We start from the raw sequence: 16,056 nt of genomic DNA, 5'->3' as shown, positions 1-16,056 counted from the left end.
ACATGAACAGAATTTTAAAATTTCCTCTTTACTTAATGGCTATTGCTATTTTATTCACATCTTGTAGTGAAGACGATGATGTAAACGGTACAGCACCTAGAGGAGAATATGATGGTGGTTATTTTATACTGCATGAAGGTGGTGGACCATTAAGCCCTTTTACTTATGTAGATGATAATGGTACCGTAGATACAAATGCATTTGAAACTGCAAACCCTACTGAACTACCTTTTGGTGGATTCAATCAAGATATGTTTTTTAGCGATGATAGAGCGTTCGTTATTTCAGGTCAGTCTAGTAGTGTTACAGTTTTAGACAGATTCTCTTTATCCTTAATAAATACTGTAGACACGGATTTTGAAAATCCTAGATATGGTGTGGTAGTAGGTAATAAAGCTTTTGTTACAAATTCAGGCGATTTTATGTCAACTGCTGATGATTTTGTTACAGTTATTGACCTTAATGATTATAGCACCTCAACTATAGTAGTTGGAGACGTTGTCAATAGAATTTATGCTGCAAATAACAATGTTTATGTTTTGAATGGATCATTTGGAAGTGGTAATGCAATAACAGTTATCAATCCTGATTCTGAGTCAATTATAGGTTCTATTGACCTAGGAGCTGGTAACTCGCCAGATACTGCAGTTTTAAATGCTAATTCTCTATACGTTCTTGCCAATAATGGTGGTGCAACAGGCAGTGTAATTGAAATAAATATAGGTACTAATGCTATCGTGAATACAGTAAGTTTACCAGCATCTTTAACAACGCCTAAGCACATTTCTATCGATGGAGCAACAACCTATTTTACAAACGGCACAGCGGTTTACGGTTACACCACAAATAATCCTCAAATATCAACTACACCAGTTTTAGAGTACAATTCAAGTTCTCCATTTGGTGCCATGTATGGATTTACCGTGAAAGATGGTATTATTTACATTGCTGATGCAGGAGACTTTGTTTCCAATGGTCAGGCATTTGAATATGATTTAAATGGTAACCTAATGACAACCATTTCAACCGGTGTTGCACCCAATGGATTTTTCTTTAATGATTAATGTCAAAATAGTTTCAGTATTAAAAAAGGCTTTTCGATTAAGAAAAGCCTTTTTTAATTGATATTATATATTATTCCTTGAAAAGTCTAGCCTTCTGCATGACTGTAATAGGGTAGGCGCTTACCTCAAAACCTTCGGCTTCGCCTGCCAGCTCTTTACTCTCTAATGGACTAAAGCTTATAAGAAACTCAATGTACTCTTCATTAAAAATTAATGTTGATGTCAATAAATTACCAGCCACTTCATAGGTACTGAATAAGGTGTTCTCACTATAAGCTGTTGGTAATATTATTCCATTATTTTCATCAAGCTCAAATAAATTAGGATTATTCGTTTTTAATAAGGAGTAAGGTCTTTCTGATCTTTCTTCTCCATAAAATATTTTATAATCATATTTCAATGAATCTTGAGTAGCAAGAAGATGTAATTCCATAGGAATTGAATTTAACCCGTTACTTGTGGTAATATTCAATTTTCCTTTATAAATACCTGTATAATCTTCGGGAAATAGTAATAAATCTGAGTTCGTTTTAACATTTTTTTCAGCTTTTGAGGTGGTCAAAACGTCAGTTTCTCCATTATTGGTTTCATTTTTACAAGATATTAGAGTAAAAACAAGTAGTAAAATTGGAATATATTTCTTCATGATTTTAATAAATATAAGGACTTAATTATAGAATGGTCTAAAATTAGAAAATCCCGAGCAGAAGAATACTGCTCAGGACTTTCACTAACCAACCAAAAAACTTTATGAAAATTACTCTTAATAACCTTCGCCTATTTATATGCAACTGCTGTGCCAAACACAACCTTTCATCTAAAAAGGCGTGCAAAAATACAGCGAGTATCTGCTTCAAACAAAATGATAAATGTTAAAATTTTATCGAGTTAAATTTATAACCATTTTTTGAATTTAAAAAATACTATTAATCCTACAAACATTACCGCACAGATTATCCAAAAATACATGTATCCGTGTTCCCATGTAAGCTCGGGAATATGCTCAAAATTCATCCCGTAAATTCCTGCTAGAAAAGTCATTGGAATAAATATGCTACTTATTATAGTCAATACCTGCATGATTTGATTCATCTTATGACTTACGCTAGATAGATACATATCTTTTAATCCTGTATTTATTTCTCTGTAGGATTCAATAGTCTCAATAATTTGTATGCAATGATCGTAGGCATCTTGAAAATAAGCTTTTGTCTGTGGTTGTAAAAACCTAGATTCTTCTTTTAAAAGTCTGCTTATTGATTCTCTTAATGGATAAACCGAACGTCGTAAATTAATTAGTACACGTTTGTTATTTTGTACTTTATTTAGAGATTCTTTTTCTGGGTCATTGAATATTTCATCCTCTAGAACGTCTAGATAATCTCCTATTTTTTCTATAGCAATAAAATAATGGTCCAGCACGCTGTCTATAAGTGCATAGAATAGATAGTCACTGTCTGATGTTCTTATTCTTCCATGATTATTTTCTATCCTACTGCGCACACTCCCAAAAACATCACCAGTTTGTTCTTGAAAGGTTACAACTTCATGTTCATTTAAGATTATACTAACTTGTTCTTGTTCAATATCATGATCTTTTTCATCGTAAGAGATCATTTTAATACATTGAAATACGTAATTGGGATAGAACTCAGTTTTAGGGCGTTGTGTAGTATTAGCTACATCTTCTAGTAATAAAGGGTGAATATCAAATCGTTTCCCTATTTTTTTAAGTTTTTCTATATCGTGAATTCCGTCCAGATTGTACCATTTTACATAATCATTGGGTAAACTATACACAATTTTATCATGCTTTTCATAATGCTCTGGACCGTAGGCTATAGTTTCAGTTATTACTTCACCTTCACGATGAACTCCTACGTAAGATATAGTTCCAGGTGGTGTGAATACTGTTTGTGAAGTTTTAGGCGCTGCCTTTCTTTTAATTCTTAGTTTATTAATGATTTTTTTAGGCATAGCTATTTTATTATACTATTAAATTTACTATTTATTATGCTTTCGCGAAAGCGCAATTATAGCAACCTAACAAGTAGAATTACTTCAATTTTTGAGAAATATATGGTGCGGTATGACTTTCTTTTACCTGAGCAACTTCTTCTGGAGTACCAAATGCTACTAGATTTCCTCCTTGCTTACCACCATCGGGACCTAGATCAATAACATAATCGGCGCATTTTACTAAATCCATATTATGTTCAATTACGATAACAGAATGTCCTTTGTCAATAAGAGCATTAAAACTGTCCAATAATTTATTGATATCATGAAAATGAAGACCGGTAGTAGGTTCGTCAAAGATGAATAACGTTTTATCTGCAGTGGTTCCTTTAACGAGGAAGCTTGCAAGTTTAATACGTTGTGCCTCACCACCAGATAGGGTAGAACTACTTTGTCCTAGGGTTACATATCCTAAACCTACATCTAACAGTGGTTGTAATTTTTTTGCAACTTTATCTTGCTTGTTAGTTTTGAAAAACGCAACGGCATCACTTATTGTCATATTAAGAATGTCGTGAATGTTTTTACCTTCAAATTCTACTTCTAGAATTTCTTTTTTAAACCGTTTACCATTGCATGTTTCACATTGTAAGGTGACATCGGCCATGAACTGCATTTCAATGGTTACTTCTCCTTCACCTTTACAAGTTTCACAGCGACCACCTTCTACATTAAATGAAAAATGTTTGGGTTTATAATTGCGAATTTTTGAAACCTTTTGGGTTGCAAACAAGTTTCTAATATCATCGTAAGCCTTTATGTAAGTAACAGGATTAGAGCGAGAGCTACGACCTATTGGGTTTTGATCAACAAATTCTACAGTTTTTACATTTTCAAATTTTCCTTCTATACTTGTGAAATGCCCTGCCTTTTTACCATAACCACCTAATTTTTTGAGAATAGCTGGATATAATATTTGTTTCACTAATGTAGATTTACCACTACCGCTTACACCAGTAACCATAGTAAGAACTCCTAGCGGAAACTTAACATCAATGTTTTTAAGATTGTTTTGTCTGGCACCTTTTATATCTATGTAGTACTTGAAGTTCCTACGCTTGCTAGGTACAGGAATCTCTAGTGATTCATTTAGGTACTGTGCCGTTAGACTGTTTTGATTTAAAATTTCTTTTAGTGTTCCAGTAGCTACCACTTCACCACCGTAGGTTCCTGCCTCTGGACCTATATCGATAATTTCATCGGCTGCTTGCATGATTTCCTCATCATGTTCTACTACGATCACTGTATTTCCTAAGTCTCTTAGATTTTTGAGAACTTTAATTAATCTAGTGGTGTCTTTAGGGTGCAATCCTATACTGGGCTCATCTAGAATGTACATGCTACCAACTAAACTACTACCTAAACTCGTAGCGAGATTAATGCGCTGGCTTTCTCCACCAGATAAAGAATTTGATTTACGATTCAAGGTGAGATAATCTAGACCTACATCACTCAAAAATTGTAAACGACTATTTATTTCTATAAGGAGTCTTTCGGCAATTTTAGCATCATGTTCTGAAAGTTGTAATTGATCAAAAAATGGAATTAATTCCTTTATGGGTAACGTGACAAGATCTGTAATCGTTTTATCATCAATTTTTACATAGTTAGCCTCTTTACGCAATCTCGTACCATGACATTGTGAGCATTTTGTTTTTCCACGATAGCGTGATAGCATCACACGATTTTGAATTTTGTACGCTTTGGCTTCTAGCTCGTTAAAGAAGTCGTTAATTCCTTCAAAGTACTTATTTCCTTCCCAAACTATATTTTTTTGCTTTTCTGTTAACTCAAACCAAGGACGGTGAATAGGAAAATTGAATTTTGATGCATTTTTAATTAATTGATTTTTATAATAGGACATGCTTTCCCCTTTCCAAGGGAATACTGCTCCTTCATAAACAGATAGTGCTGTATTAGGAATAACAAGATCCTCATCAATACCTATTACATCACCATAGCCTTCACATTTAGGACAAGCTCCATAAGGATTATTAAAACTGAATAAATGTACATTAGGTTCTAGAAACTCCATGCCATCTAATTCAAAAGCATTACTAAACATGTGCTCCTTATCTTGTTTTACATGTTCTATATAAGCTGTTCCTTTTCCTTCGAAAAAGGCGGTTGAAACAGAATCGGCTAGTCTGTTATAAAAATCTTCATCATCCTTTTTAACAATTCTATCTACAACAATTCTCAAAGAATCCTTTTCTTTATAAGTAAGATCTTCATCGTCTATTCGATAAACGGTATCATTTATTTTTAATCTAGTATATCCTTGTTGCTGTAATACTTCTATTTGCTCTTTGACCGAGCGTTTACCTTTGACAATCAATGGTGTTGTGAGAAGCATTCTACTACCATTTTCTTGCTTTTTTACGTAATCGATTACATCGCTTACAGTATCTTTTTTTACCTCATTCCCAGAAATAGGAGAGTAGGTGCGTCCTACACGAGCATATAGTAATTTTAAATAATCGTAGATTTCTGTGGTTGTCCCTACCGTACTTCTAGGATTTGTTGAATTTACTTTTTGTTCAATAGCTACTGCCGGAGCAATACCCTTGATATATTCGACTTTAGGCTTGTTTAGACGTCCTAAAAATTGTCTTGCGTATGAGGATAAACTTTCAACATACCTACGTTGTCCTTCTGCATATAATGTGTCAAATGCAAGAGAAGATTTACCACTACCTGATAAACCGGTAATGACTACCAGCTTATTACGTGGTATGACTACATTAATATTTTTTAAGTTGTGAAGTTGTGCTCCTTTAATTAAAATATTCTCTTTTGGATTAAGAGTATCTATTTCTTCAAAAAATTCAGTCTTTGACATATTACAAAAATACACCCTACTTAAACTAATATAAATTGTGATGCATCTATTAATTTGTTAAAAGTTGGTCCAAATTTTTGCATTTGTTTTATAAAAGTTTATATATTAGCCGAATACAATTGAACAACTGCCTATAGATACAATTTTACTTTAAATCACATTAACGATACGAGTTATAACAAAATAACTCTCTTTAAAGTAGTTGTACTATGAGAATGGAAAATGTTCAGGATGCTGTTTTGGTTAGACAGTATATAGAAGGTAAGGAATACGCGCTAGAGGTTCTAATAAACCGACATAAACAAAAAATCTACAGTTTTATTTTTTCTAAAGTAATGGATAAAGACATTACTGAAGATGTTTTTCAAGATACTTTCATTAAAGTAATACGTACTTTAAAAAAGGGAAAGTATAACGAAGAAGGTAAGTTTTTACCATGGGTAATGCGTATAGCGCACAATTTAGTGATAGACCATTTCCGTAAAAACAAGCGTATGCCAAAATTTCAATCTAGAAATGATTTTGACATATTTGATGTAATCAGTAATGGCGCTGATTCTACAGAAACTGAGATGATACTCTCTCAAGTACATGCCGATGTTAAGCGATTAGTCGAAGAACTACCTGAAGATCAAAAACAAGTTCTTAAAATGCGAATCTACAAGGAAATGTCTTTCAAAGAAATCGCCGAACAAACTGAGGTAAGCATTAATACGGCTCTCGGTAGAATGAGGTATGCTCTTATCAACTTAAGAAAAATAATTGAACAGCACAATATTATACTAACAGATAATTAAGGTTACGTTAAAATGAAAAAAATACGGTACTGATTATAATATTGTGAAACTATGGACGTTAAAAAAGAGAATAAACAAATTAACGCTCATGGCAAAACTTTACAATGAATCATTACCAGAACAAGTGAAACCTACTGGACCGAGCAAAGAAACGATTAAGTTTTTACTCAATTTTTCAAAATCGTTACACATTACTAAGTATAACAAAATGACATTTGAAGCATCAAAGAATTAAACTTTAAATTTTTGATTTCTAGAAGAAAACCCCATTCATAAAGCTACTATGAATGGGGTTTTTATTTGTTATTAGATATATTATTATCCTAATATTGCTTTAATTTGATCAGCAAGTTCAACTCCTATTCGGTCTTGAGCTTCATTAGTAGCAGCACCAATATGAGGACTTAATGACAGTTTACTATTCATGAGTAATTGCACTTCTGGTTTAGGTTCTTTTTCAAAAACATCTAATGCCGCAAAAGACAAGTGCTCGTTTTCTAAAGCTTCTACAAGAGCTACTTCATCTAAAACGCCACCACGAGCAGCATTTACCACAGCCGCTCCTTTTTTCATCATTTGAAATTCTTTAGTTCCTAAAACATATTCCGATTGAGCTGGCACGTGAAGAGTTATAAAGTCTGCATTCTTAATAACGTCTTCTTTCTCTAACAACGGAATTTCTACGGTAACAGATTGCCCATCAAAAAGGTCCCAACTTACTTTTGGATTTGTTGTAGCATTATGATCATATCCTACAACATTCATCCCTATTCCTGCTGCAATTTTTGCAACTTCTTGACCTATGCGACCTAAACCGATTATTCCAATCGTTTTTCCACGTAATTCTACACCTTTGGCATATTGTTTTTTAAGCCCTTTGAAATTTTCATCACCTTCTAATGGCATGTTACGATTTGCATCATATAGAAAACGTACACCACCGTATAAGTGTGCAAAAACAAGTTCGGCAACACTAGCGCTACTTGCAGCTGGTGTATTAATCACCTTAAGTCCTTTATCACGCGCATACTCCACATCTATATTATCCATTCCTACGCCACCACGGCCTATAATTTTAAGGCTTGGACAATTATCGATAATATCTTTACGTACTTTAGTCGCACTACGCACCAATATAACACTTACATCATTATTATTGATGTAGTTAACTAATTGGTCTTGAGCTACATTTGTTGTGATCACCTCATAGCCAGCTTTTTCTAATTCGTTGATTCCGCTTTGAGAGATACCGTCGTTAGCTAATACTTTTTTGCTCATTCTTAATTTATTTGTTCAATTATTGGGACTAATTATGCTTTACGTTCTAATTCTTTCATTACATCTACAAGAGTCTGAGCGCTCTCTAAAGTAAGAGCGTTATACATACTTGCTCTATAACCACCTACAGATCTGTGACCATTCAATCCATTAATCCCTGCTTCTTGCCACATTTTATTGAAGGTGTCTTTATGATCCTCATTCACTAAGTTAAAGGTAAGATTCATCATCGATCTGTCTTCTTTATTTGCTACAAACCCTTCAAAAAGTTCATTGCGATCAATCTCATCATAAACTAATGCTGCTTTTTCATTATTGATTTTTTCAATCCATTCAATTCCTCCATTATCTTTTAACCATTCCATCGTCAACATACTTACATAGATAGGAAACACTGGTGGTGTGTTGAACATAGAGTCTTTACTTATATGGACTTGATAATCTAGCATGGAAGGAATGCTGCGTGACACCTTTCCTAATATGTCTTCTTTCACCACAATAAGAGTAGTACCAGCTGGACCCATATTTTTTTGTGCACCGGCATAAATAAGATCGTATTTAGAAAAATCTCGCTTACGTGAAAAAATATCACTACTCATATCACATACCATAGGAACACTTACAGTTGGGTCGTCCTTTAACTGAGTTCCAAAAATGGTATTGTTAGTTTGAAAATGAAAGTAATCAACATCACTAGGTACTGTGTATCCTTTTGGTAAATAATTGAAATTTTGATCCTTAGAAGAAGCAACTTCAATCACTTCACCAAATAATTTTGCTTCCTTAATCGCCTTAGTAGACCATGTACCAGTGTTTAAATAAGCTGCTTTACTTTCAAGTAGGTTATAGGCAACCATTAAAAACTGCATACTTGCGCCACCACCTAAAAAGAGTGCTTTATAACCTTTATCGGTAAGATCTAGGTGTTCTAGTGCTAAATCTTGAGCCTTTTCCATCACCTCAACAAAATCCTTGCTACGGTGAGAAATTTCTAGAATACTTAAATCGTTAAAATTAAGAACAGCTGCAGCTGCTTTTTTGAAAACTTCTTGAGGTAAAATACAAGGTCCTGCGCTAAAATTGTGTTTAAGCATAATGGTGTTTTTGAATGTACCACACAAAAATGCAAAACAAAGCGTTTAAACTTGTTATAATTCCAATAAGATTTTAAGATAATGTCAACAAAAACGATATAGTATCTACACCATCAGCGTAATCATTCAAGGTAGGACACTGGGTTTGACCAAAATTAACGAATTGTGGTGCCGCAAGATCTTTAAAATTAGGAGCTAGTTTTTCACGATCTACATCATTAATAACCACACATTGTAAACTTTCTGCTTTCTGATTAATTTCTTCGGCAACCTGTTCAAGATTATCGTAATAGCTGTACCCTAAAGAAGCAATAGGCGATGAGAAACTTTTATTCTCTTCCTTAATTAATAGAAACTCATTATCAAGTAAATCAAATTCACTCATTAAGTAAACAGCCTTGTTGTAATCGTAATTATTCGTGTACTTTTCAAACTTGATTAAATTGCGCTGTATATACATGCCATTAAAAAACAAATCAAAGTTGTAATCTCTAGGAACTTTAAGATGGCTTACGCTACGACAACCTAGGCCGAAGTATCTAAAGACATCTTCACTCAGCGCTTCCATATCCTCTAAAGTTTCTTTTCCTGTTATTACCGCTATGCTATTACGGTTTTTTCTTATGATGTGCGGTTTCCCTTTAAAATAATATTCAAAATACCTCGATGTATTATTGCTTCCTGTCGCAATAACTGCATCGTATTCTGGTAATTGTCCTTTTACAAAACTATACGAGCTAACTAAGTCTTCCTTATGTGAAGATGCCATATCCAATATTAAAGGTATAAGGACATCATCATTGCTACTATTTTTAATGATAGCATGATGACCACTTATTATTACAGATAAAACATCGTGAAATCCAACAAGTGGAATATTTCCAGCTGTTATAATGGCTACTCTTTTACCTTCAACCTTTTCTAAATCGTATCCATTGGTCCATTGTTCAAGATTCTCAGGTAATAGAGCTTGTGACCATTGGGTAATAGCATGAATTAAGTTTTCTCTTGTGAACCAGCTGTTTTTTCTTTCAGCCTGCTGCAAACTTTCTTCTATGCGTTGATTCCAAGAATTTGAAGATTCAAGGTTTGAATCGGGTTGTATATAAGAGGATAGTAGTAGTCCCGCTTTCGCGAAAGCGGAAATTCTATCATTTAACGTGGTATTAATTGCCAGTGATTTCAATGGGCATTATTTTTGTGCAAAAGTAAAGAAAAGCTATGGCAATCATAATTACTGACGAATGTATTAATTGCGGCGCTTGTGAACCGGAATGTCCAAATACAGCTATTTACGAGGCTGCAGATGACTGGCGCTATGCTGATGGTACTGACCTAGATGGGCAAATTGTTTTACCTAACGGTAAAGAAGTAGATGCAAATGAAACTCAAGAGCCTGTGAGCGATGAGTTCTATTATATTGTTCCTGATAAGTGTACAGAGTGTGTAGGTTTTCATGAAGAACCTCAGTGTGCTGCAGTTTGTCCTGTGGATTGTTGTGTTCCAGATGAGGACATTGTAGAAACAGAAGAGGAATTAAAAGCTAAACAAGCTTTTATGCACAAAGAATAACCTGATTATTAGACATGATAAAAGCCGATACTTTTTAAAGTATCGGCTTTTTTATTTATTATCAGTCTCACTTATTATTGCTCTAAAAAATTTAGAAGTAGCTTATTAAGTTCTTCTTTATGGGTCACATATAAACCGTGTGGCGCGTTTTCTATAATTTCTAATTTTGAGTCTTTAACTAAAGAATGTCCTTGTTTTGAACTAGGCTCGATAGGAACGATTTCATCTGCGCTTCCGTGAATGAATAGGGTAGGAACATCAACTTTTTTAAGTGCCTCACGTAAATCAGTGCGTCCAAAAGCACCTATACAATCTAGCGTTCCCTTAGGACTTGCTTGAGCTGCTATTTGGAAATTATAATTGAGTTGACCTTCAGAAACGCGATCCTTGTTGTCCTCATAGTTCACAAACCCTTTACCAAATTCTTTTAAGAAACCTAAACGATCTTGTTTCACATTTTGCTCCATACCTTTAAAAACATCATCTGGAGCGCCAGTTGGATTATCATCTGTTTTAAGTAAGAATGGTGCTATACTGGCAACAAAAATTAGTTTATTGATTTTATCGGTTCCGTAATCGGCAACGTATTGTGCTAGCTCGCCACCACCCATTGAAAAACCAATTAGGGTAACTTTTTCAAGTTCTAGTTGATCAATTAGATCATGTAAATCGCTAGCCATAGTTTTGTAATCGTAACCTTCATAAGGTCTAGAACTGCGGCCAAAACCACGGCGATCATAAGTTATCACTCTATATCCGGCTTCTATTAAATCAGGAACTTGGTATTCCCACATTGCACCGCTCAATGGCCAGCCGTGTATGAGTATAATAGGATCTCCATCTCCTTGATCTTCAAAATAAATACTAGCATCTAGATCTTTTTGATCGGTAAGTTTTTCTAAGTAAGGCATAAAATTTTTGATTTCAAGTTAAAAAGACTAAGGTAAACTGTATTTTATAGAATTGTTAATTTGTTAGATAATCGGGTAAATAAGATAATCCCTTTAGTTCCTTTTTGGATTTTATCTCTTTAAGGTGTCGATTATTCAGGTAAAATAGACGATCAGAAACTTTGAGAACGTCTTCATATCGATGATCAGAAAGTATAAAACCTTTGTGTGCTTTCATTTCATTGATAGAAAGGCATATTTCATCAATAACCAAGGGACTAAGTCCATTGAAGGGCTCGTCTAGAATGGTAAACGCTTTAGGTTGGTATATAGTTATTAAAACCTCAATAAGTCTTAATTGTCCACCAGAGAGATCTTTTGGTTTGTTATTTAAAAAAGGTTGAATCAACTTATGATTCAACAACTTATTACAATTAACCATTTTTAAAATGGTTCTTACTCTTATTTGATTGGGTAAAAAATGATGTTGCGGCAAGTAATTAATGAATTTAGAGATAGTAGAGCTACTATTTATAGGGCGATCATTTATGGAAACAAATGAATGAACTGATTTTTCTAATCCAGTAAAAATTTTAAATAATGTTGATTTACCTGAGCCATTACGTCCAATTACCGCGACGACTTGGCCAGTTTTACAACCTAAATAGATGTCGGATAACAATTTTTGATCACCAAAAGATTTTTCAACACTATCTACCTGTAGTATATTATCCATACCAGTACATTCAACAAAACAATAATTAAATAAAATAGGATTGTAGATAACCACAATCTTTTACGCGACCATCCTAGATTAAAATAAAAAGCATATTCTTCTGGTTTTCTATATTCATATTGAACATAGTGAGTAGAAACTCCTACTAAGGTCGCGATTTGACCAAAACTATTCCAACTACCTACTAATAAAGTAATACATACAGATAAGAATAAGCTTAACGGAATCAATATATAATGAAAGAGTAGTAAAGGTTTTAGATTCATTAAGTAATTATTATGCTCTTAAAATCTTTTCCATTTTACGCCCTTTAGCCAGCTCGTCTACTAATTTGTCTAAATATCTGGTTTGTTTTGTAAGTGGAGTTTGAATTTCCTCAATACGATATCCACAAATAACACCTTTAATCAACTCAGCATTAGGGTTGATGGTGGCTTTTTCAAAAAAATCTTTAAACGTAACTTTTTCTGCAATTTTATTTTCTATATCCTTTTCGCTATAGCCAGTAAGCCATTGAATTACTTCGTGCAATTCTTCTTTAGTCCTGCCTTTCTTTTCAACTTTAGTTACATAATGTGGATAAACAGAAGCAAAAATTAATTTGGCAATGCGTTCATCGTGTTCTGGTGTGGTAGACATAATCTCAAATTTATAACTAATCAAATTTAAACTTTATTACGTAAAAAAGCTTGATGCTTCAAATCAGTCTGCCGTGATTATCAAACAGTTTGCTATGTAGATATTCTTTATCTTTAACAATTCAATATCAAAAACTAGCTTTGAAAAAACTTATAACCTTAATTGGCGTTGCTTTATTGTTTGTATGTTGTAAAGAAGACGCCACTTCGACTTCTGCTGCTTATCAATCTAAAGAGCTTACCTCACTTGTCAATCCGTTTATAGGAACTGGTGGTCATGGACATACCTATCCTGGTGCAACAATGCCGTTTGGGATGATGCAATTATCACCAGATACTCGTTTAGATGGATGGGATGGTTGTAGTGGATATCACTACAGCGACGATAAAATCTATGGTTTTTCTCATACTCATTTAAGCGGTACCGGCGTGAGCGACTATGGTGATATTTTATTGATGCCTACGCGTGAGCCTATACTCAACAATGGAGCCGATGGTAAAAAAGGGTACCGTTCTTCATTCTCTCACGACAATGAAAAAGCGAGTCCTGGCTATTATGAAGTACACCTAGACGACACAAATATTGATGTGCGGTTAACTGTGACGGAACGTGCTGGCATTCATGAATATCGCTTTCGCGAAAGCGAATCAAATCAAAAACCCGATAACCATTATGTCATTCTAGACCTTTTACATCGTGATAAACTATTAGAACACGACATGCAAATCCTATCAGATACAGAAATTCTAGGAAAGCGTTTTTCTAGTGCGTGGGCGACAAAACAAATGTTATACTTCTATATAAAAACATCACATCCCATTAAGAATTGGAATACTGATTATGAAGTAACACCTAAGGTGATGGCTCTTGAATTCGACAATCCAAACAACGAACCCATTACTATTAAAATAGGAATTAGCCCAGTAGATGAAGCTGGCGCTAGACGTAATCTTGAAACCGAGATAGGCGATAAAAGCTTTGACGAAATAAAGCAATTGGCCAATGAAACATGGGAAAAAGAACTCTCAAAAATTTTGGTTGAAGATGACAATGAAGATAATCTAACCAATTTCTACACCTCATTGTATCATACAATGATTGCTCCTAATTTGTACCAAGATGTTGATGGTCGCTACCGCGGGATGGATTTAGAAATTCATCAATCTAATGAATTCAATTATTACACTGTTTTCTCCATGTGGGATACCTATCGCGCTGCTCATCCATTGTACACTATCATTGATGAAAAACGTACTAACGATTTTGTAAGTACCATGCTGGCAAAATATGACGAAGGCGGTATTCTTCCTATTTGGGATTTAAGCGGTAATTACACGGGTTGTATGATAGGATATCACGGCGTTCCCATCATAGCAGATGCTTACATGAAAGGGATTAAAGACTATGATGTGAATAAGGCCTATGAAGCCATGAGAAACAGCGCTATGCAAGACAAGCTAGGCCTAAAACACTATAAATATTTAGGCTATATACCAGTAGAACAAGAAAGTGAGAGTGTTTCTAAAACACTGGAATATGCCTACGATGATTGGACGCTAGCACAGGTTGCAAAAGACCTGGGAAAAACTGAGGACTATAAGTTATTTACACAACGCGCGCAGAATTACAAAAACTTATACAATCCAGCTACGGGATTTTTCCAAGGTCGCCAGCGTAATACATGGTTCTCACCTTTTAAACCAGAAGAAGTAAACTTTAATTATACCGAAGCTAACGCATGGCAATACAGCTTGTACGCACCACAAGACATTTCGGGTCACATCGCATTAATGGGCGGCGATGATGCCTATGAAAAGCATCTGGATCAAATGTTCCGCGCGCCCATGGAAACAAGCGGTAGACATCAGGCTGATATTACAGGGCTTATAGGTCAATATGCACATGGTAACGAGCCGTCTCACCACATGGCATATTTGTACAATTTTGTAGGTAAGCCACATAAAACGCAAGAAAAGGTTCACGAAATTTTGACTACACTTTATACAAATGAACCAGACGGTATTTCTGGAAATGAGGATTGTGGTCAAATGAGCGCGTGGTATGTATTGAGCAGCCTAGGCTTTTATCCAGTGACACCTGGAAGTAATGACTATATCATCGGGACACCTTTGTTTGATAAGGCTACCATTCATCTAGAAAATGGGAATAAATTGACGATTATTAAAAAGGGTAGTGGTAAGTATATAGCCAGTGTTGATTACGCTTTCGCGAAAGCGGAATTACAACCACACGCTCAATCATTCATCACCCATGAACAAATAAACAACGGTGGAACACTAGTATTTACCATGAGTGAAGAACCTACAGATTGGGCAGTAGAAAAATCTAACAGACCAAAATCTGCAATTGAGGAGTATCCCATATTTACAGCACCCTTTTTAGAAAAGGGCTCCATCGCCTTTACCGATAGCACCGTGGTTCAATTAAACACTTTACAATCCAATGCACAAATGTTTTATATGCTGGGCGATAGTAGCTGGAAAGAATATTCTAAACCCATCACCATTTATAATGCTGGAGACCTAACGGTTATTTCAAAAAAAGATGGTGCTAGCAGCCCAGCGGTAACTACCACATTTTATAAGTACGATAACGATATTAAAATCACACTTAATCACAGCTATGCCAATGAATACAGTGCTGGTGGAAATGATGCCTTGATTAATGGTATGCAAGGAACAGAGGATTTTCGCTCTGGAGCATGGCAAGGAACTCAAGGTGAAAATTTGGATGTTACCATTGATTTGGGTGAATCAAGGTCTATAAATAGTATTTCACCTGGATTTTTAAAGGATCAACGCAGCTGGATTTTTTACCCAAAAGATGTGACTTTTGAATTCTATGATGAGAATAACAACTTACTAAAAAAGATTTTTAAAATGTTACCTGAAACAGGTAGAGAAGAAGAGTCTGCCGTTTTTAGACCTAGATATGAAACTTCTGGTTTGAATAAAGTGAGATATATAAAAATGAAAGCAACTACGTATGGTAAATTACCAGAATGGCATTTAGGATATCCGTACGATGGTGCAGCTTGGATTTTTACTGATGAAATTGTTATCAAATAAATAAAAGAAAGTTAATCACAATCAACCATTACTTTT

At 34.6% G+C, this 16,056-nt stretch carries 15 protein-coding genes; 5 read left to right on the top strand and 10 right to left on the bottom strand.

Annotated features, from left to right (window positions below; translation table 11 throughout):
• Positions 1-2: 2 nt before the first annotated feature.
• Positions 3-1,064 carry a YncE family protein gene (locus I5168_RS10750; protein WP_105018879.1) on the top strand — a complete coding sequence of 354 codons (1,062 nt, stop codon included), beginning with the start codon at positions 3-5 and terminating at the stop codon, positions 1,062-1,064.
• 70 nt (positions 1,065-1,134) lie between these two features.
• Here the strand turns inward: I5168_RS10750 and I5168_RS10745 are convergent, their stop codons facing one another.
• The 3 genes from I5168_RS10745 to uvrA form a co-directional block, all read right to left on the bottom strand.
• Positions 1,135-1,710, bottom strand: coding sequence for a hypothetical protein (locus I5168_RS10745; protein ID WP_431471760.1), 576 nt, complete (start codon positions 1,708-1,710; stop codon positions 1,135-1,137).
• Positions 1,711-1,958: 248 nt separating this feature from the next.
• Positions 1,959-3,041 carry a magnesium/cobalt transporter CorA gene (gene corA / locus I5168_RS10740; protein ID WP_060522592.1) on the bottom strand — a complete coding sequence of 361 codons (1,083 nt, stop codon included), beginning with the start codon at positions 3,039-3,041 and terminating at the stop codon, positions 1,959-1,961.
• 79 nt (positions 3,042-3,120) lie between these two features.
• The gene (uvrA, locus tag I5168_RS10735) at positions 3,121-5,925 is read right to left on the bottom strand and encodes an excinuclease ABC subunit UvrA (protein WP_431471759.1); all 2,805 of its coding nucleotides are present in this window, start codon (positions 5,923-5,925) and stop codon (positions 3,121-3,123) included.
• Between the two features lie 209 nt (positions 5,926-6,134).
• On the opposite strand from uvrA, the gene I5168_RS10730 reads away from it, so the two are divergent.
• Entirely contained in the window at positions 6,135-6,722 is a 588-nt protein-coding gene (locus I5168_RS10730; RefSeq protein ID WP_042278668.1) for an RNA polymerase sigma factor, read from the top strand.
• A gap of 88 nt (positions 6,723-6,810) precedes the next feature.
• Positions 6,811-6,957: a hypothetical protein gene (locus I5168_RS10725; RefSeq protein ID WP_167341906.1), complete on the top strand. Its 147-nt coding sequence runs from the start codon at positions 6,811-6,813 to the stop codon at positions 6,955-6,957.
• Between the two features lie 83 nt (positions 6,958-7,040).
• Here the strand turns inward: I5168_RS10725 and I5168_RS10720 are convergent, their stop codons facing one another.
• From I5168_RS10720 to I5168_RS10710, 3 genes are all read right to left on the bottom strand, one after another.
• Positions 7,041-8,000 (bottom strand): D-2-hydroxyacid dehydrogenase, encoded by a 960-nt coding sequence (locus I5168_RS10720; RefSeq protein WP_042278669.1) that lies wholly within the window; start codon positions 7,998-8,000, stop codon positions 7,041-7,043.
• Between the two features lie 32 nt (positions 8,001-8,032).
• On the bottom strand, positions 8,033-9,094 hold the full coding sequence (serC, locus tag I5168_RS10715) for a 3-phosphoserine/phosphohydroxythreonine transaminase (protein ID WP_431471758.1): 1,062 nt from the start codon (positions 9,092-9,094) through the stop codon (positions 8,033-8,035).
• Between the two features lie 73 nt (positions 9,095-9,167).
• Entirely contained in the window at positions 9,168-10,280 is a 1,113-nt protein-coding gene (locus tag I5168_RS10710) for an acyl-CoA reductase (protein ID WP_431471757.1), read from the bottom strand.
• Positions 10,281-10,315: 35 nt separating this feature from the next.
• Here I5168_RS10710 and I5168_RS10705 point away from each other — a divergent pair, with 35 nt between their 5' ends.
• Entirely contained in the window at positions 10,316-10,666 is a 351-nt protein-coding gene (locus I5168_RS10705; protein ID WP_042278672.1) for a 4Fe-4S dicluster domain-containing protein, read from the top strand.
• Between the two features lie 74 nt (positions 10,667-10,740).
• Here I5168_RS10705 and I5168_RS10700 read toward each other — a convergent pair whose 3' ends face one another.
• From I5168_RS10700 to I5168_RS10685, 4 genes are read right to left on the bottom strand one after another with little or no spacing between them, the layout of a single operon-like run.
• Complete coding sequence (locus I5168_RS10700) at positions 10,741-11,577, bottom strand: alpha/beta fold hydrolase (RefSeq protein WP_431471756.1); 837 nt, start codon at positions 11,575-11,577, stop codon at positions 10,741-10,743.
• Positions 11,578-11,632: 55 nt separating this feature from the next.
• Entirely contained in the window at positions 11,633-12,292 is a 660-nt protein-coding gene (locus I5168_RS10695; RefSeq protein ID WP_431471755.1) for an ATP-binding cassette domain-containing protein, read from the bottom strand.
• On the bottom strand, positions 12,271-12,558 hold the full coding sequence (locus tag I5168_RS10690) for a hypothetical protein (RefSeq protein ID WP_431471754.1): 288 nt from the start codon (positions 12,556-12,558) through the stop codon (positions 12,271-12,273). The genes I5168_RS10695 and I5168_RS10690 overlap by 22 nt, the downstream gene beginning before the upstream one ends.
• 10 nt (positions 12,559-12,568) lie before the next feature.
• Positions 12,569-12,931 (bottom strand): DUF2200 domain-containing protein, encoded by a 363-nt coding sequence (locus I5168_RS10685; protein WP_431471753.1) that lies wholly within the window; start codon positions 12,929-12,931, stop codon positions 12,569-12,571.
• 140 nt (positions 12,932-13,071) lie between these two features.
• Here I5168_RS10685 and I5168_RS10680 point away from each other — a divergent pair, with 140 nt between their 5' ends.
• Positions 13,072-16,020, top strand: a complete 2,949-nt coding sequence (locus tag I5168_RS10680) for a GH92 family glycosyl hydrolase (RefSeq protein WP_431471752.1) — start codon at positions 13,072-13,074, stop codon at positions 16,018-16,020.
• The last annotated feature ends 36 nt before the right edge of the window (positions 16,021-16,056 follow it).

Origin of the sequence: Nonlabens sp. SCSIO 43208, assembly GCF_050703575.1 — a bacterium.
GTDB lineage: Bacteria > Bacteroidota > Bacteroidia > Flavobacteriales > Flavobacteriaceae > Nonlabens > Nonlabens tegetincola.
The sequence above is the reverse complement of the archived record's forward strand: the minus strand, read 5'-3'. Positions and strand labels throughout refer to the sequence as shown.